Annotated in this window: 15 protein-coding genes; 5 read left to right on the forward strand and 10 right to left on the reverse strand. The window is 58.4% G+C overall.

From position 1 onward, the window contains the following. Positions 1–49 precede the first annotated feature (49 nt). Positions 50–589 (reverse strand): peptide deformylase, encoded by a 540-nt coding sequence (gene def / locus AC4HNJ_RS15435; protein ID WP_490480599.1) that lies wholly within the window; start codon positions 587–589, stop codon positions 50–52. Positions 590–867: 278 nt separating this feature from the next. On the opposite strand from def, the gene AC4HNJ_RS15440 reads away from it, so the two are divergent. From AC4HNJ_RS15440 to AC4HNJ_RS15450, 3 genes are all read left to right on the forward strand, one after another. Next, positions 868–2,958 (forward strand): carbon starvation CstA family protein, encoded by a 2,091-nt coding sequence (locus AC4HNJ_RS15440; protein ID WP_490480483.1) that lies wholly within the window; start codon positions 868–870, stop codon positions 2,956–2,958. Between the two features lie 2 nt (positions 2,959–2,960). After that, complete coding sequence (locus tag AC4HNJ_RS15445) at positions 2,961–3,149, forward strand: YbdD/YjiX family protein (RefSeq protein ID WP_490480484.1); 189 nt, start codon at positions 2,961–2,963, stop codon at positions 3,147–3,149. A 125-nt stretch (positions 3,150–3,274) separates the two neighbouring features. After that, on the forward strand, positions 3,275–3,769 hold the full coding sequence (locus AC4HNJ_RS15450; RefSeq protein WP_490480485.1) for a DUF2127 domain-containing protein: 495 nt from the start codon (positions 3,275–3,277) through the stop codon (positions 3,767–3,769). 328 nt (positions 3,770–4,097) lie between these two features. Here the strand turns inward: AC4HNJ_RS15450 and AC4HNJ_RS15455 are convergent, their stop codons facing one another. The 8 genes from AC4HNJ_RS15455 to xerD all read right to left on the reverse strand — a co-directional run bounded on the left by AC4HNJ_RS15455 (position 4,098) and on the right by xerD (position 15,724). Next, positions 4,098–5,009, reverse strand: coding sequence for a retropepsin-like aspartic protease (locus AC4HNJ_RS15455; protein WP_490480486.1), 912 nt, complete (start codon positions 5,007–5,009; stop codon positions 4,098–4,100). Between the two features lie 166 nt (positions 5,010–5,175). Further along, positions 5,176–6,936, reverse strand: coding sequence for a glycoside hydrolase family 3 protein (locus AC4HNJ_RS15460; protein WP_490480487.1), 1,761 nt, complete (start codon positions 6,934–6,936; stop codon positions 5,176–5,178). A gap of 467 nt (positions 6,937–7,403) precedes the next feature. Further along, a complete protein-coding gene (locus AC4HNJ_RS15465) occupies positions 7,404–8,303 on the reverse strand; it encodes a DMT family transporter (RefSeq protein WP_490480488.1) in 900 nt (299 codons plus the stop codon). Next, positions 8,300–9,166, reverse strand: a complete 867-nt coding sequence (locus AC4HNJ_RS15470; protein WP_490480489.1) for a glycosyltransferase family 2 protein — start codon at positions 9,164–9,166, stop codon at positions 8,300–8,302. Before AC4HNJ_RS15470 ends, AC4HNJ_RS15465 begins: the two co-directional genes overlap by 4 nt. Before the next feature lie 24 nt (positions 9,167–9,190). Then, positions 9,191–9,973 (reverse strand): hypothetical protein, encoded by a 783-nt coding sequence (locus AC4HNJ_RS15475; protein ID WP_490480490.1) that lies wholly within the window; start codon positions 9,971–9,973, stop codon positions 9,191–9,193. Next, on the reverse strand, positions 9,931–13,791 hold the full coding sequence (gene purL / locus AC4HNJ_RS15480; RefSeq protein WP_490480491.1) for a phosphoribosylformylglycinamidine synthase: 3,861 nt from the start codon (positions 13,789–13,791) through the stop codon (positions 9,931–9,933). Before purL ends, AC4HNJ_RS15475 begins: the two co-directional genes overlap by 43 nt. A 96-nt stretch (positions 13,792–13,887) precedes the next feature. Then, on the reverse strand, positions 13,888–14,673 hold the full coding sequence (locus AC4HNJ_RS15485) for a thioredoxin fold domain-containing protein (RefSeq protein WP_490480492.1): 786 nt from the start codon (positions 14,671–14,673) through the stop codon (positions 13,888–13,890). 127 nt (positions 14,674–14,800) lie between these two features. Beyond that, a complete protein-coding gene (gene xerD / locus AC4HNJ_RS15490) occupies positions 14,801–15,724 on the reverse strand; it encodes a site-specific tyrosine recombinase XerD (protein ID WP_490480493.1) in 924 nt (307 codons plus the stop codon). A 43-nt stretch (positions 15,725–15,767) separates the two neighbouring features. On the opposite strand from xerD, the gene AC4HNJ_RS15495 reads away from it, so the two are divergent. Both AC4HNJ_RS15495 and AC4HNJ_RS15500 read left to right on the forward strand, forming a co-directional pair. Next, positions 15,768–16,259 (forward strand): RDD family protein, encoded by a 492-nt coding sequence (locus tag AC4HNJ_RS15495; protein ID WP_490480494.1) that lies wholly within the window; start codon positions 15,768–15,770, stop codon positions 16,257–16,259. A gap of 145 nt (positions 16,260–16,404) precedes the next feature. Continuing rightward, entirely contained in the window at positions 16,405–17,676 is a 1,272-nt protein-coding gene (locus AC4HNJ_RS15500) for a polyhydroxyalkanoate depolymerase (protein ID WP_490480495.1), read from the forward strand. A gap of 87 nt (positions 17,677–17,763) precedes the next feature. On the opposite strand, the gene ltaE is transcribed toward AC4HNJ_RS15500, so the two are convergent. Beyond that, complete coding sequence (gene ltaE, locus AC4HNJ_RS15505) at positions 17,764–18,780, reverse strand: low-specificity L-threonine aldolase (protein ID WP_490480496.1); 1,017 nt, start codon at positions 18,778–18,780, stop codon at positions 17,764–17,766. Positions 18,781–18,809 lie beyond the last annotated feature (29 nt).

Here is an 18,809-nt window from a genome sequence, read left to right on the forward strand (position 1 = left end):
CCCGCAGCAGGCGATGCGCTCCAGGATGCCGATGACCGATCCGCGTGGATCAATCGTCCGCCCCTGGATCCATATCCGGGAACAGCACTTCGGTAAAGCCGAACTTGGTGAAGTCGGTGATGCGCGAAGGGTAGAGCCGCCCGATCAGGTGATCGCATTCGTGCTGCACTACCCGGGCATGAAAACCTTCCGCCGTGCGATCGATACGTTGGCCTTTAGCATCGACACCCTCGTAGCGAATCAACGAATAGCGGTTCACCGCTCCGCGCAATCCCGGCACGGAAAGGCATCCCTCCCACCCCTCCTCCATGTCTTGCGACAACGGCGTAATGACAGGATTGAGCAAAATGGTTTGCGGCACGGCCGGAGCATCCGGATAGCGCTCGGATTGATCGAATCCAAAAATCACCAGCTGCAAATCGATGCCGATCTGGGGAGCCGCGAGCCCGACACCACCTGCATCGTGCATGGTTTCGAACATATCGGCGATCAAGGCATCGAGCTCGGCGCTGCCAATCATGGCTTCGGGCACCGGTGGCGCGACACGCAGCAAGCGTGGATCACCCATCTTCAGAATTTCGCGAATCATGCCAACCTCACGCAGGTGTTTGCTGAGCTTCAACTTTGGGCTGAACGGCATGAACGCAAGCCTTTCTTGCTGCTTTGCAGGCGCGCGTCGGCACGTATGCCCAGTGTTCATGACGATAAACATAAGGCACTCATTTTGGCAGTGCAGCACAAGCTTGGGGCGGTACGCAGACCGGAATGCCGGACAGCGGTATTGACCCCCGCCGCCGACAGGACGAACCTAAGCACTGGCATACGTCCTGCATTGAACAGACTCTTTCCCTATTCCGGAGATCTTCAATGGAAACGATCGCTATGAAGAAGCCAGTCAGCTGGGCAGGGAAAATCCTGTGGGGCATTCTCGCCGTGATCGGCGCGGCATGCCTGGCAGTCATTACATTGCGACGCGGCGAACCGATCAACGCCATCTGGCTGGTGGCCGCCTCGGTTGCCATTTTCTTGATCGGCTACCGCTTCTACGGACGCTTCATCGAGCGCCAGGTGTTGCAAATGGATCCCGGACGCGCGCCACCCTCGGTGCTGCACAATGACGGGCTCGATTACGTGCCGACCGATAAATGGGTGGTGTTCGGCCATCACTTCGCCGCCATTGCAGGCGCCGGACCGCTGGTCGGGCCGGTGCTGGCTGCGCAGATGGGCTATCTGCCGGGCACGCTGTGGATTCTGTTCGGGGTGGTACTGGGTGGCGCCGTGCAGGACTTCATGATCCTCGGGCTTTCCGTCCGACGCGACGCTCGTTCGCTCGGACATATGCTGCGCGAGGAACTGGGGCCGTTGGCTGGCATTGTCGCCATGTTCGGCTTGCTTGCCTTAATGATGATTGTGTTGGCCGTGCTGGCCCTCGTGGTCGTGAAAGCGCTGACGCATAGCCCTTGGGGCACCTTCTCGGTCGCCTGCACGATTCCGATTGCCTTGCTGATGGGCGCGTACCTGCGCTGGGTACGCCCAGGCCGCATTCTCGAAGTGTCATTGATCGGCCTGGTGCTGCTGTTGGCCTCGATCGCCTACGGCGCGCACGTGGCGACCACGCCGGAACTGGCTGCATGGTTCAACTTCGACGCCAGCACGCTGGCGTGGCTGTTGATCGTGTACGGCTTCGTTGCATCCGTATTGCCAGTATGGTTGTTGTTGGCCCCCCGCGATTATTTGTCCACCTTCCTCAAGATCGGCACCATCCTCCTGCTGGCCATCGCTATCCTGTTTGCCGCCCCGCAGCTTCAGATGCCGGCGGTTTCCCGCTTCATCGACGGCACCGGTCCGGTCTTCCAGGGACAACTCTTCCCATTCCTGTTCATCACCATCGCCTGCGGTGCGGTATCGGGCTGGCACTCGATCATCGCTTCGGGCACCACGCCGAAATTGCTGTCCAATGAAGGCGAAGCCCGCATGGTCGGCTACGGCGGCATGCTGATGGAAGCGTTCGTGGCGATCATGGCCTTGATTGCCGCCGCGTCGCTGCATCCTGGCGTGTATTTCGCCATGAATTCGCCATCGGCTCTGATCGGGAATACAGCGGAACACGCGGCAAGCGTGATCAGCCAATGGGGCTTTGTGGTGACGCCAGATGAGCTGACGCGCACCGCTCACAATATTGGCGAAATCAGCATTCTCAGCCGCGCTGGCGGCGCGCCGACGCTTGCGGTGGGCATGGCGCAGTTGCTGCATAACATCCTTCCCGGCGAACGCATGATGGCCTTCTGGTACCACTACGCCATCTTGTTCGAAGCGCTCTTCATTCTCACGACGGTAGACGCAGGCACACGTGTCGGCCGTTTCATGATCCAGGAGATTGCCGGCCTGGTATACGCGCCATTGAAGAGCACCGAATCATGGGTGGGCAATGTGCTGGCTACGTCGATCTGCGTCGCGCTGTGGGGTTATTTCCTCTATCAGGGCTCGGTCGACCCGCTCGGCGGCATCAATACATTGTGGCCGTTGTTTGGCATCGCGAATCAAATGCTGGCAGCCATCGCGCTGATGCTCGCCACCGTGGTGACCATAAAGCTCAAGCGCGAGCGGTATGCATGGGTGCCGGGTATCCCCGCCTTCTGGCTGGTGACATGCACGCTGACGGCAGGCTGGGAGAAGTTGTATGGTTCCATCAGCTTTACGGCAGCTGCCCAGAAATACACGCAGGCAATGCAATCCGGCCACTTGCTGGCCCCCGCCAAGAGTATGGGTGAGATGCAGCGCATCATCACCAACAATAGCGTGGATGCCACGCTCACCGCCGTCTTCATGCTGCTGGTGATCAGCATGTGCGGCTTCAGTATTTACGCCGGCGTAAAAGCGTGGCGCAGCCGTGCTCCCACTGCACATGAGGCACCACGCATCGCGCTGGCCAGCGTGGCGGCTGGCAGGAGTACGTAATCATGAAACTTACGCATATCTGGCATCGATTGGTGCAGACCGCACGCCTGAGCTGCGGCGTGCCGGATTACGACGTGTACGTCGCGCACCTTCGCGCCCATCATCCCGAACACAAAATCCCCACCTATGCGGAGTTCTTCCGTGATCGGCAAGCGGCCCGCTACAAGGGGACGGGTGGACGATGTTGTTGAATTCCCGGCATTGGAACCAATCTTGAGAACAAGGCCATGTCGAAACCAAGACATGGCCTTGTTTTATCTGCAGCTAGACTTGTGCGCTCAGACCTAAATCCTCACCACGCTACTGCAACCACGGCATGACCAAACCCATTTCCGAGATCGAAGCGCGCCATAGCTTTGGCCTGCGTGTCATCGCCATCTACAAGGCCATCAAGACCGTATGCCTGATCATCGTGGCCACCGTAGCCTTTGGCCTGCACAAAGAGAAAAATTTCGATCATCTGGTGTACATGCTGGAACATCTGTCATTGCAGGACAGCAGCGGATTGCGTTGGCACCTGGTGGGATTACTGGAAGAAATGGGACCCAGCAAGTTCATCGCCATCGGCATCGTGGCGCTGGCCTATGCGGCGATTTTCGCGACGGAAGGCACAGGCCTATGGCTACGCAAACACTGGGCGGAATGGTTCACCGTGATCGCCACAGGGTCGCTGATTCCCGTGGAAGCATATGAGGTAATCCACAAGTTCAGCTGGCTGAAGCTGGGTGCGTTGATCGGCAATATAGTCATCGTCATCTATTTGATCCGTATTGCCATGCAGCCACGCAAGCATTCAAATTCCGTGCAATAACGTCAGCACTGGTGTGTCGTGCACATGTCCATTGCCGTGCATTCAACGCACCAAGATATCCTTGACGCCATACACCTTCCACGCCATGCCATCTAGTTTTTTTAAGGCCCTAAAAAAACGGCTCTCTGAACGCTACCGGTAGCTGATGCGCTGGAAAGCTTTTTGACGCGCACCGAAGATACTGTTCCATCGACTGAATAGGGCTGCTCACGGCAAAAGCTCCGAAGCAAACGGCACGTACTGACGAGATGGAATCTCACCGTCGCCAGAGCAATCGAGGCCGACTATGGCTCCGCTGAGCGACTATGGCCCCGCTGAGAAAGGGCGGCTAATCGTATGTTCTCAACGCAGGAACGTAGAGCTTGTTTTCTTTCAATGACACAATAGCGGCATTCCTTTCCAACCAATCCAGACCCAAGATACCTTTCACCTGCAAAGGAGGAATGACAAACCGGAGGTTCATGGTCAGAAAACCCTTTGGAAGGCTGGCGAAAAAATAATGCTCTCCAGACCTTATGGAAAACACGTCACTGGTATAACAAACCCTGCTTTTTCCGACTTGGCTTTCCCCCTGCTCACAACGATCATCCTCAATATGAAGGCCTATTTGCTCAGCATAGGCTTTATCGATAAGGCTCACGCTCGTCCCCGTATCCACCAGGAAATTGACCGGCTGTCTTCCGTTTAGGGAAACCGACATATATCTGTATCCGCCAAAGTCTTCCAGAGAGGACAGCGTATATCGCACTTGGCTTTGCTTTACATAGTCGTCCATCAATCCTGGTCGAACACCACCGTAGATTTCTCTTTTACCGAAATTGAACCACAACCCATATTTTTCTATGGAAGATGCTCCAAGATAGCTTCCACGCCCTGACTGATCACTAAAATAGATCGGAAAATCCAGCATGGCTGGCAGGCTCCCGATGGAAACCTTGTGCAAGGACTTCGTGCCATCAGCCAATGAAAGCTCGTCTTTCAATGCCGCATTGACATGGTTATTCAGGTCGCCTGTATCGAACTCCAGGGATACTGGAAAACACTGTTTCTCCTTTTTACAAAGGAGGGCCTTGGCATGCATCTGAAGGTCGTCCCCCAGTGCATAGGAAGCCATGAAAGCCCCACGCTCCAGTAAATAGCGAGAGGGGTCGTTGATGCGCTGCCCGCCACCTTTGGCAACATCTGTATGGGTGAGCAACGGAACTGACATCAATCCAAACAAAATCCAATTTTTAATCATGACTGTTCTCCATCAGCCAATCGTCCACATCACGCTCATTGGGGAAGATAGTCAAACTACGCGCACACCATGGCCATTGAGCGATAAAGCCACTCATCTGCGCAAATCCTGCAGACAGGATCGGCATAACATTTGAAAGTACCACTCCGCTAATGGATGGGATGTCTCAACGAGTGAGGCCAAATCCCCTTTTGTACGGATCGGCAACTCTTCCGCTATTGGTCTGTGTGTCGTAATAGCGATACGTATCAACCGGAAGCTTGCCGACGGGCTTTCGCTTGCCAATCAGGATTTCCGCCAGCGAGCGCATGGATGGCCCCCGCCAGGCACCATTCTCGTAGCCGTAATAGGAATAAGTCGTCAAGATAATACCTATGTCGTAATCAACGTAGTAGACGATATCGTAAGGCGATCGCATCGACACGATAACCACCGTCTTGCCCATGTTTTTTATAGTAAACAGCATATCCCTGACATCAAGATATGCAGACGCTCCGAAGTCTGCCGACATCGTGCCTATGACAAAGACGTCACATGTGCGCATCTTTTCAATGATGGCACTATTGGAAATATCACCTTGTTTGGCGTACTCCACGTTCCCATAGCCATTGTCCTTCAGGGCCTGAGCAATCCCTGCCCCCTGCTCCATCCAAGGGGTGAAAATAAAAAAACGCTTGCTCGGCGAGCTTATCGGCAGTGCGCCTCGTGCGTCCTGTAGCAAGGTGATGGAATCATCGGAAATGTCCTCATCTGGGGATGGATCCGCTGTTTCACCTCTATCACCCATAACTTCCGGCGCCTGCAACAACGAATGCGTCAACTTCAGTTGCAAGATGCGCTCCACCGATGCCGTAATATCGTCCTCGTTGATCACGCCGCTTCTCACCTGGTTCGCAACATATGCGATGAGTTCTGGCAACAAATAACTATCCGTTTCCTGGTAAATGCCGATTGGCATCAGAGCAATGTCTACGCCCGCCTTGAACACGTTTTCGATGGCGCTTTCACGGGTAAAATAATTAGTGATTGCACCCATGGACAGCGCATCCGAGATCGTGACACCCTTGAATTGCAGGATATTCCGCAGAATGTTGGTTTGAATTTCGCGCGACATGGTGGCTGGAATAAGGATTTTTTTGCCAGTCATATCGGTGATCAGGGTATTGTCTAGCGAGGCGTACTGGATATGCGCTGTCATGATCAGGTCCGGCGCAACACCCTCGCTGATAGCTCTTTGGTAAGGCGCTATGTCGATGGCAAATGCCTCCTCCCGGGTCCGGTTCACGCTAGGAAGCGTGTCATGGGAATCTGCGGACGTGGCGCCATGTCCCGGAAAATGCTTATAAGTGGTAATCAAGGTTTCACTACGCATACCGGCTGTCATTTGCTCGGCCAGCGTAGTCACCATCGCCACATCGTCACTGAACGAGCGCACGTTGATGACAGGATTGTAGGGATTGGTATTGACGTCCACCACTGGCGCGAAGTTGGTATTGATGGACAGCGATAACATGTCCTGCGCCATGCGTTGGCCTTGTTTGAATGCGAGATCGACACTGGCCCCGCCTTCCACCGCCGCACCAAGGGCCATATTTCCTGGAAAGGAGGGGAAATCTCCCCGGGGAAGCCGAAATACATTTCCCCCCTCATTATCGGTGCCGATCAGAAGCCGCGCTCCCTGCTTCGTCTCAAGTGAGGCATACCAGCGCGTTAGCGTTTTAATCTGCGCCGTGGTCTTCAAGTTGTTAGAAAAGAGAATGATCCCGCCAATATTATTGGCGACAATCAGCGACTGAACGTCGTTATTCGGCTCCGTCATGTCATGGTCTTTTTCACCAGGCTGATTCCAATAACGAAAATCAAGCATGATCTTCTGACCAATTTTTTCCTCGAGCGTCATAGCACCAACGATGAGCTTTATGTCCATGAAAAGTCTCCGTTATAAGCCAATGAAGCATTGCGTCGCATGATCGTTCAAATGATTCGCTACGACTATGGTTGGGACAATGGGAACCATGATGCGTTCCCTGCATGCCGTCAACGCGATAATGCCCCAGCGTGAAGCGTCGATGGGCCATGCGCCGTTTCTCTTGAATCTTGAAGGCCATTGCGCCTATGTCTTGGTGACATATGGCGTAGGCTCACCTGATTAGGCGGCAAGATCATTGCCAACTGCATCGCGACACTGCTCAACGACCACGCAGACACGGGGCGGAATGGTGAAACGGTTCACGGTGGTCGCCACACGCTCTCTGATCCCGGTTGGAAGCGTATGAGGTATTCCACCAGTTCAACTGACTGTAGCCCGCTGTTCCAATCGGCAGTGTGACCGTCATCTATCTGATCTGCATGACCATGCAGGCGCATGGACAGAAACCGTAGCAACCGCCGTTTTCACACTTCGTGATGGATCGCTTCCGCCGGTGGCTCACTACTGCGCGGCATCAGTTCCACCAGGTACATTGCAGCGAGTACCAGACCGCCGCCGCAGGCCATGCGCCACGTAAGCACATCGCTACCCAGTGCCACGGCAAAGGCCGCGGCGAACACCGGTTCCGTCGTCATGACGATAGCCGCGCGCGTGGCGGGCAGATGCGCCTGTGCCCAAGTCTGCATCAGCATCGCACCGGCACCGGCCACCAGTGCCATGTACAGCACAGCCATCCACACGCTGCGATCGGGTGGCAGCACGGGACCACCGTGTCCTGCCGTGGCGAGCAGGCAAACGAACGCAATCACGGCCATCTGCACGGCGGACAGGCCGAAGGCTTCTTCGGCGCGTGACCAATGTCCCAACGCGACGATATGCAGGCCATAAAGCAAGGCGGAAACAAGCGTCAACCACACGCCAGCATTCACGGAAAAGCCATTGAGCGAGAGCAACGCAAGGCCAAACGTGGCCAGGCCAACTGCCAGCCAGACCGTTGCCGGCATACGCTGCCGCAGCAGGATCGTGGCGAGTATCGGTGTAAACACCACATACATACCCGTCGCAAAGCCGCTGACGCTGGGTGAGATCAGTGCAAGCCCCCAGGTCTGTAGCAACTGGCCGACACCGTAAATCGCGCCAAGCACCATGCCGCGCCACAATTGTCGCCGCTCCAGCCGCATCACGTGGCGATGAAACAACGCGAACATCACCAGCGCGGCCACGATGAAGCGCACGGCCAGGAAATCTGCGACCGGCATACGTGCAATCACATCCTTGATCAATACGAAGGTCGAGCCCCATACGGCGGTCATCGCCAGCAGCCCGATCATGGCCACGGCCTGTATGCGCGAGGTCGAACTCATCGGTTGACGAGCCGATAGAGCTGCATAGGGATCTTTATCAGGAAATGCGCCCAGATACCGGCCCACACAAAGGGTGCAATCAACGGTTTGCGAGCGGCCGGATCGAACTTGCGGAACCAGCGCCACATGCCTCGATGCTTGTGATAGCTCACGAATACCGGCCGGTGCCTGCTCGACCCACCTTTACCGTGCAGAACGCGGACATCGCCTGCCAGCAACACGCGCCAGCCAGCATCGCGCACGCGACGGCAAAGATCGAGGTCTTCGCAGTGCAGAAAATAGTTTTCGTCAAAGCCGTTCAACCACTCAAAGACACGCTTCGGCATCGCCATCACTGCGCCGGACACAGCGTCGGCCTCGACCACCTGCTCAGGCATGGACGCCCTGTTGACGCCATTGCTTCGTTTGAACAGTGTGGCAAGCGCTCGGCCCAATACGGGATCGTGCCGATAAGAGGCCGGATCTGGCGTACCTTGCGCATCGCACACGACAGCGCCGACCAATCCCGCCTTTTTCTCCGTCGCCAGCACGCTCAACAACCGCTGCACAGATGAAGAGTCGATCACACAGTCGGGATTGAGGATCAGCAGCACCTCTCCCCGCGCCCGTGAGGCAGCTCGATTGACGGCTGGGCCAAAACCCAGGTTGGCGCGGTTGTAAATAACCCTGAGGCGGCCATCGCGTTCGTGTGCCCTGGCAATGGCTTGCGGAATGCCGTCTTTCGAATCGTTATCGATCAACAACACTTCGAGCGAGATCGCGCATGACAGCACGCTGTTCACGCAGTCCCGCAAGCTGGCACCGCTATCGGCGGAGACGATGATGACGCTGAGCTCGAGCGGGGTCGTATCAAGGGCTGTCATGATGGTTTTGGGGCGGATACGACGTCATTCTTCCAATAGGTCTTGGCCGAGTACATGGGACAATGCAAGTGGCGGCTGGTCTTCACCGCGCGTCAGCCACGCCTCGCCGACATGCCAGCCGTACAGTTGCCAGCCGCGCAAGCGATGCTGTCTGCCAAGCTTGCGATCGTACAGCACGACGCCCCGCCAACCTCGGACAGGCCACGCCATCCACCGTTCACTGGGCGCCAAGGACAGCTGCGGCTCGACGCCTTCGATATGAGTGCCATCTTGAAGGCTGCATGTATGCATGGCTGTCATGACGACGCCCTCATACCCTGCCGTGACGTCATCGATCGTTATCCAGCCGGGTGGCTGCAATTCGATCAGCGTGCCGGATGGACCGATAGGTGCAAGCGCCATCTCGCTCCATTCGGGCGACGCTGCCGCCATCGCGGCGCTGCGACGCGGCTTGTGGTCCTGCCATGACTCCAGCAGTACCAGCAAGGAAAAACCCACCAAGGCGGCCAGCAGGGTCCAGGTTAATGCGAGCGCATACCCATCGAAGGCCCGGTAGGCGGCGACCAACACGCCGACCAATCCCCAGCGCAGGAAATACCTGAGCCATCCGCTATAACGCTGCAACCGCGTCAGTTGCGCCGCCTGTATGGCCGCACATCCCAGCAGCAAGGGCAGCCCTACCCACCAGGGAAAACACGCGAGCGCACCGCCCCATGCGATAGCCGGCAACCAGACCGGCCATCGACGCGATAGTGCGGTCAACCTCAGCCGCACCACACCCTTGCATTGCGGAACATGCGCATCCACGGTGAATCCTCGCCCCAGGAGTCCGGATGCCAGCTCATCTGTACCGTGCGGAACACGCGTTCCGGATGCGGCATCAGGATGCTCACGCGGCCATCCGCAGCCGTGAATCCGGCGAGACCGCCCGGTGAACCATTGGGATTGAGTGGATAGTTTTCAGTGGGTTTGCCACGGTTGTCGACAAAACGCACCGCGCCGCCTGATTTCGAAGGACTGCAAGTGTTCGGAAAATTGACCCGTCCCTCGCCATGTGCAACCACCACCGGAATGCGCGAGCCAGCCATACCCTTGAAGAAGATACTGGGAGAATCCAGCACTTCGAGCGTCGCCAGGCGTGCTTCGTATTGCTCAGACGCATTGCGCAGGAATTTCGGCCAGTGCTGCGCACCCGGAATGATGTCCTTGAGCTGACTCAACATCTGGCAGCCATTGCAGACACCCAGCGCAAATGTGTTGGGATTAGCAAAGAATGTCGTGAACTCCGCGCGCAATAGATCGTTGTACAAGATCGATGCGGCCCATCCACGCCCAGCACCGAGCACGTCTCCGTAAGAGAATCCGCCGCACGCTGCAAAGCCGCGGAAATCGCCCAGCTTGAGGCGACCGCTGGCGAGATCGGACATGTGCACGTCGACCGCTTCGAAACCGGCACGGGTGAAGGCGGCTGCCATTTCCGCCTGCCCATTCACGCCCTGCTCGCGCAGAATGGCTACACGCGGACGCACACCTTGCTTTACGTAAGGCGCAGCGATGTCTTCAGCAGGATCAAACGTGAGCTTCGGACTGATGCCCGCATCGGCGTCATCGATGCGCCATTCCATTTCCGCATCGGCGCTGACTGGATTGTCGCGCGAGCGCTGCATGGCATGACTGGTTTCGTTCCACGCCTTGAACAGCTGCGTCCAGTTCCACTTGAACAAGGTATCGCCGTTGAGGAATAGCTTGATGCCGAGCTTTTCCTTCGGGCGGCCGATGCGACTGCTCATGCCTGCCAGGCCATGCTTCACCAGCAAGGATTCAAATGCCTCGCGGTTCGCTGCGGCAACCTGCACCACCGCACCCAGCTCTTCGTTGAAAAGCGCGCGCAATGTCGCGTCGCCCCAACCGTCCAGCGTGATTTCCAGGCCGCAATGGCCGGCAAACGCCATTTCCAGCAAGGTCACAATCGCGCCACCATCAGAACGATCGTGATAAGCCAGCAACAAACCGCTGCGACTGGCTTCCTGCACCAGATCGAACAGTGCCTTCAGGCGCTTGGGATCATCCAGGTCGGGCGGTACGCCGCCGCCGCGATTGAACACTTGGGTCAATGCCGAACCACCGAGCCGGCCACGCCCCGCACCAAGATCGATCAGCCACAAATCGGAATCACCGCGATCAAGCCGCAGTTGCGGCGTGAGCGTGCGACGCACATCGCTGACGCGTACGAAAGCCGTGATCACCAGCGAGACAGGAGCCACCGTGCGCTGCGGCGTGTCGCCGTCCTGCCAGACTGTCTGCATGGATAGCGAATCCTTGCCGACAGGAATCGAAATATCCAGCTCGGGGCACAACTCCATGCCCACGGCTTTCACAGCATCGAACAATGCGGCATCTTCGCCCGGATGATTGACCGCAGCCATCCAGTTGGCGGAGAGCCGGACTTCGTCCAGCGCGTCGATGGGTGCCGCGGCAAGATTGGTAATCGCTTCGCCAACTGCCAGGCGTGCCGCATTCGCGCTATTGAGCAAGGCCACCGGCGCGCGTTCGGCCATGGCCATCGCTTCGCCTTGGTAGCCATCGAAATCCAGCAAGGTCACTGCACAATCGGCTACCGGTACCTGCCATGGGCCAACCATGGGATCGCGTGAGCATAAGCCGCCGACGGTGCGGTCGCCGATGGTGATAAGGAAGCTCTTGCTGCCCACCGTCGGCAAACGCAGCACGCGCATGAGTGCTTCGTCCATGCCGATCCCGCTCAAGTCGGGCACCAGATCGATGCGCGGCTTCGTACGCTTGGCATCGCGGTGCATACGCGGCGGCTTGCCGAACAACACATCCATCGGCAGATCGATCACCGTCAATTGTCGACGCGCATCGGTGACCCGCAGCACACGCTCCTTGGTTGCGGTGCCCACGACTGCATAAGGGCAGCGTTCGCGCACGCAGTAGGCTTCGAATTCCGGCAGATTTTCAGGCGTAATCGCCAGCACGTAACGCTCTTGCGATTCGTTGCTCCATACCTGCATGTGGGAGAGTGACGGATCGTCACACGGCACTTTCGACAGATCGATCTCGCCGCCTACGCCTGCATCGTTGAGCAACTCGGGAATCGCGTTGGACAAGCCACCCGCACCCACGTCATGAATGCTCACAATAGGATTCTGCTCTCCGCGCGACCAGCATGCGTCGATGACTTGCTGACAACGGCGTTCCATCTCCGCGTTGTCTCGTTGCACCGACGCGAAATCCAGTTCTGCGCTTGAGGAACCGGAAGTCACCGAAGATGCTGCGCCGCCGCCTAGTCCGATCAGCATAGCCGGACCGCCCAGCACGATGACCGCATGGCCGGGTTGCAACTCATGCTTCTGAACGTGTCCGCTGCGGATATTGGCGAGGCCGCCCGCGATCATGATCGGCTTGTCGTAGCCGCGACGTACGCCAGCCTCACCGGTTTCATGTTCATAGGTGCGGAAATAGCCACCCAAACAAGGACGCCCGAATTCGTTATTGAATGCAGCAGCACCCAAGGGACCATCGCGCATGATCTCGAATGCACTGGCCATGCGTGGCGGCAGCGGGCGATCTGTTTCCCATGGCTGCGGGTGACCCGGAATGCGCAAGTCCGATACGGAAAAGCCGGTCAGGCCGGCCTTGGGTTTCGCACCTCGACCGGTGGCACCCTCGTCGCGAATTTCACCGCCCGCACCCGTCGCAGCGCCAGGCCACGGCGCAATCGCCGTCGGGTGATTGTGAGTTTCGACCTTGATGGCGTATTCGATGCGCTCGTCGTGCGCGCGCCACGTGCCGTCGTCATCGCAGAAGAAACGCTTGCCGGCATGCCCTTCGATCACGGCCGCATTGTCCTTGTAAGCCGACAAGGTATGCGCAGGTGCGTGCTGATGGGTGTTCTTGATCATGCCGAACAGGCTTTTTTCCTGCGGCTCGCCGTCCAGGGTCCAACTGGCGTTGAAGACTTTGTGGCGGCAATGTTCGGAATTGGCCTGCGCGAACATGAAAAGTTCCGCATCGGTCGGATCACGACCCAACTCGGCGTAGCACGCGGCGAGATAGTCGATTTCGTCTTCGGCCAACGCCAGGCCCAGCTCACCGTTCGCCTTTGCCAGCGCCGCACGCGCGTCACCGCCCAGGGCAATGTGGACCAAGTCGCCCGGCTGACCCGCAAGGAACAATCCCTGCGCCTGATCGAGCTGCGTTAGCACCGATTGCGTCATCGCATCATGCAACACAGCCAGCACGTCGCCATAGCGCGGATCGCTGGCGGCAGGTAACCCTGCTACCTGGTAGGCCGTGCCGCGCTCGACGCGGCGAACGTCGAATCCGGCGCCATGCAGGATATCGGTCGCCTTGCTTGACCATGGAGAAATAGTGCCCAGGCGCGGCACCACCCAAAGCGAAGCCGTCTCGGGTTTGCCGTCTTTTGCCTCCAGCGCTTCCAGCAGCCGGCTACGTTGCTCGTCCTCAGGCTCGACGGCAGCATCCACGAAATAAACGAACCAACAAGCCTGTACCCGAGTGCCCCGATGCAAGGCATCCAGGCGGGCGTTGAGACGTTCCAAACGAAAAGGCGAGAGGGCGCTCTGCCCGTCAAGTGCGATCATGCGGGGAAACGACGCTGTAGCGGCGGAGCAGCTTATTCTAGCTCATGCTGCATCACCGCATAAGAAGCGGGTTCCCAGACCCCAGGACTCCGGGGCTTAGCTGCCCGTCCCAGAGTGCTCCTTGACCGCTTCCAGCATGTCCGCCGGGGAAAGATAGCCGCCGATCAGGGTGCCATCTTCGGCATAGACCGCCGGTGTACCGGTGACACCAAGCCGCAGACCCAGATCGAACTGATCCTTGACCGGATTGCTACAGGTTGCCGGTTTCGGCTCGCGCCCCTGCTTGGCCTCCGTGAAAGCATCCTTGCGATCCGCTGCACACCAGATCGACACCATTTCCTTATAGGTGGCGGTGGGCTTGCCATCGTCGCCCACCACCCCTGCACGCGGCCACGCCAGATACTGCACAGCAATGCCTTCTTTGTTGAAGGCGCCGATCTGCTCATGCAGCGCACGACAGTATGGACAAGTGACATCCGTGAAAACCGTAACGGTGTATTTGGGATGCGGCGGGGCAAATACGATACGGTCCGATGCCGGCACTTTGGCCAGCTGAGTTCTGCGATAGGCGCCCCAGGCGTCTTCCGTAAGACTGGTGCCCTTCATCGCGTCAATGAGATCGCCGTTCATCACGAACTTGCCGTCCGCGCTGATGTAGACCAGATGGCCGGATGCGATCACCTGGTAAAACCCGGGCACTGGCGCCGGCATGATCTGGTCGATCTTGGCCTTAGGCACCAGCCGCAGCAATGTCTGCCGCACGATATTCTCGGGCGTGGACGCGACCGGTGGAGGTGTGGAAACGGCTGCCATGCCCCATGCGCCAGCGGCGTAAATCCCTAGCACGCCGACACACAACAACGACCAGAATTTCTTGGACATGACGACCTCATAACATGCGGCAACGCGGGGACTACGCACCGTGAAAAGCCAGTATGGCATATCGGAATACACCGACCGTGACCCATCTTCTGTTTCTTATCTGGTTCTGTTTCTTATCTGGCAAGGATTATCCGCGCGGATGATGTTGTGCATGCAACCGCTTCAATCCTTCCTTGGCGACCAACGTATAAATTTGCGTGGTGCTCAACGCACTGTGCCCCAGCAACATTTGCAAGGCGCGTAAATCGGCACCGTGGTTAAGCAAATGCGTGGCAAAGGAATGCCGCAGCACATGCGGGGAAATACGCTTGGCATGGATGCCCACGACGACCGCGTAACGCTTGACCAGCGTCCAGAACATCTGGCGCGTCATGCCTTCGCCCCGCTTGCTCAAGAACAATGCGTGCGGCTGCCTTCCCTTGGCCAACACGGGACGCGCCTGAGCCAGATACGCCTGGATATGCTCCAGAGCCACCTCTCCTACCGGTACCAATCGATCCTTGCCACCTTTGCCGGTAATGCGCAGAACCCCCTGGCGAGGGTTCAGCGCCGCCAGCGGGAGCTCGACCAATTCAGAGACACGCAAGCCGGATGCATACATCAGCTCCAACATCGCCCTGTCGCGCAAACCAAGAGTGGTAGACGCATCCGGCGCATGCAGCAGCCCTTCCACTTCGCGCTCGGCCAATGCCTTGGGCAAGCTGCGCGGCATTTTGGGGCGTTCTATCAACAGCGTCGGATCGTCGAAACCCGGCTCGTCCCGCACTACCGATGCGTAATAACGGCGAAAAGCCGATTGGCGTCGCGCCATCGAACGCACCGACACCGGCTGCGATCCGTGGAACGCCGACAGGTCTTCGCGCCGCGCCGTACGCAACCGTCTGCCACGCGCCGCCAACCAGCGTGACAATGCCTCAAGGTCTTGCCGATAAGCGGCCAGCGTACGTTCGGCCAATCCATCCTCGGACCACACACGCTCGATAAAAACGGCGATTTCCTGCTCGTCCGCCTCGCACAGGCGTACCGACTCTTTACGTTCACTCTGTTTCATGCGCAGGATGCTGGGCATTGTCCGCCTGCCACGCAAGCTTCCGATGACAACGACTGATGCAACTTGCCCACTGTGGCGACGATTGTTCGCATTGCTCTATGACCTGGTTGCGGTAACCGCGATCGTGATGGTGGTGGGCCTGGTTTGCCAGCTGGCCACCGGTGGCCAGTTGATCACGACCGGTTCGCAGGTTCGCATTGCGTGGTGGTACCAGCCATTGCAGGCCGCGGTCGTGGGCAGTTATTTCCTGCTTTCGTGGCTGCGCGGTGGGCAGACGCTTGGCATGCGCCCGTGGCGTATTCGCGTCGCCGCAGCCGACGGCTCTTCTTTGACCTGGCGCCGGGCGCTGCTTCGTCTTTGCATTGGCGTTTTGCCCTTGGCGCTCTTGCTGCTCGCCCCGGCAACAGGGCTGCGCATCGCGTTGGGTGCCGTGGCTGCGGGATGGATTGCCTGGTTTGGAGTGGCTCTTTTCGATCGGCGCCATCGCGCCCTCCACGATCTCCTTGCTGGCGCTGAAATCCGCCGCCTCGCCTAAGCCGGATGGGTCGTCCGCTGATTTCCCTTCACAAGGTCTTGATCGATAACCCTTTGATGTATATGGGACGGGCAAGGTGCCGCAATGCAGCAATCAGCGCCATAACCCGCTATGATGCAGCTTTGGATCGTCGGTCCCGCCCACCATGCTTTATCAGCTTCATGAATGGCAACGCGCCTTCCTCGGCCCCCTGAGTCATTACGCCGAAGCCAGCGCACGCATGCTCACCGATCCCAGCAGCCCCCTGGCCCAGGTGCCGGGTGCGCAGCGGATTGCTGCGGGCTACGAATTGATTCACCGGCTGGGCAAGGATTACGAGAAGCCCGCGTTCGACATCCATAGCATCACGAATCCCCAGGGCAATCAGATTGCCATCGTGGAGCGTATCGATCTGGAAACGCCGTTTTGCCAGCTGCGCCGCTTCAAGCGCTTCAGCGACGATCCGGAAACGATCGAAAAAATGAAATCCGAACCGGTGGTGCTGGTCGTCGCCCCACTGTCGGGCCATCACGCCACCCTATTGCGCGACACCGTGCGCACCTTGCTGCTGGATCACAAGGTCTACATCACCGACTGGGTAGACGCGCGGATGATCCCGTCCGCTGAAGGCCCCTTCCGCCTGGACGATTACGTGGCGACCATCGAGGCTTTCATCCGCCACATCGGTGCCGAGACCTTGCACGTCATTTCGGTCTGCCAGCCCACCGTGCCGGTGCTGGCGGCCATTTCGCTGATGGCGGCGCGCGGGGAACCCACGCCGCGCAGCATGACGATGATGGGTGGTCCGATCGACCCTCGCCGCAGTCCTACCGAAGTCAACAGCCTCGCCACCACGCAGCCGCTGACCTGGTTCAAGAGCCATCTGATCCATACCGTGCCGGCCAACTATCCCGGCCATGGACGTCTGGTATATCCAGGCTTCTTGCAGCACGCCGGCTTCGTCGCGATGAACCCGGGTCGCCATCTGAGCTCGCACTGGGATTTCTACCTGAATCTGCTACGTGGCGATCTGGAGGATGCCCAGGCGCATCGCAAGTTCTACGACGAATACAATGCCGTGCTCGACATGCCTGCCGAGTATTACCTCGACACCATCAGCACCGTCTTCCAGCAATTCCTGCTGCCGCGTGGCTTATGGGAAATAGACGGCGAACGCGTGGATCCGTCGGCCATCAAGCGCACCAGCCTGCTCACCATTGAAGGTGAACTGGACGATATTTCCGGCATCGGTCAGACCGAAGCCGCGCATGATCTATGCACCGGCATTCCTGCCTCGCGCCGCGCACACCGGATGATTCAAGGCGCCGGCCATTACGGCATTTTCAGCGGTCGTCGCTGGCGCGAAGTGGTTTACCCGCAGGTGCGCGACTTCATTCGCCGCTCGGAGTTGTCGCTGGTATCTAGCAAGCTCGCCTAGCGGGCAAAATCGCCGCTTTCATTTCAGCAGGAATGAAAGCGGCGCCCCATCCGGAAAACCGGCTGCGTCAATCCGTGCGATGAGCGGTCAACGCGTGAAGAAGGTCTTGAATGCTTCGATCACGCGTTCCACGCCAGCGTCATCCACATCCAGATGCGTGACCAGCCGCAATGTCGGCAAATAGCCAATGCTGATGCGGATCGATGCGTTACGCAGATGAGCATCCAATTCGCGCAAGCGTTCCGCCGGTACGTCGATGAACACCATATTGGTGTGCTGCCCGAGCAAACTGACGCCGGGAATGCCAAGCAAGCCGCCCGCCAAGCGCTTGGCCCGCGTGTGGTCATCCGCCAGCCGTGCCACGTGGTGATCCAGCGCATGAAGACATGCAGCGGCCAGCATGCCTGCCTGACGCCAACCGCCCCCCGCCACCTTGCGCCAGCGCCGCGCTTTGTCGATCAGATCCGCCGAACCGACCAGCACCGAGCCCACCGGGGCACCGAGTCCCTTGGACAGACAAACTGACACGCTGTCGAAATGCAACGCGATGTCGCGCACCGGCACGCCACTCGCTATGGCAGCGTTGTACAGCCGCGCTCCGTCCAAATGCAGCGCGAGACCGCGCTCACGCGCGAAGTCTCGCGCTGCACGCAAATAGCCGAGTGGCAACACGCGCCCATGCCAGGTGTTTTCCAAGGCAAACAAACGCGTACGTGCAAAATGCGGATCAATCGGCTTAATCGCCGCCGCGACCTTGTCCAGCGGCAACGTGCCGTCTATGTCGTGAGCAATCGGTTGCGGCTGGATCGAACCCAGTACGGCGGCGCCGCCGCCTTCGAATTTGTAGGTGTGCGCATCGGCACCGACGAGGTATTCATCGCCGCGCTCGCAATGCGACATCAAGGCAAGCAAGTTCGATTGCGTGCCGGAAGGCACAAACAGCCCGGCCTCAAAGCCAAGATCGTTCGCAAGCTGGCGTTGCAATGCATTGACGGTCGGATCTTCGCCATAGACATCATCGCCGACGTCGGCGTCCAGCATTGCCTCGCGCATTGCGCGTGTTGGCTTGGTTACCGTATCGCTGCGCAGATCAACCCAATGCATGACTTACCCCCGGTGCTGAAAAAATGGGA

It is taken from the genome of Dyella sp. SYSU CM1112 (assembly GCF_058216415.1).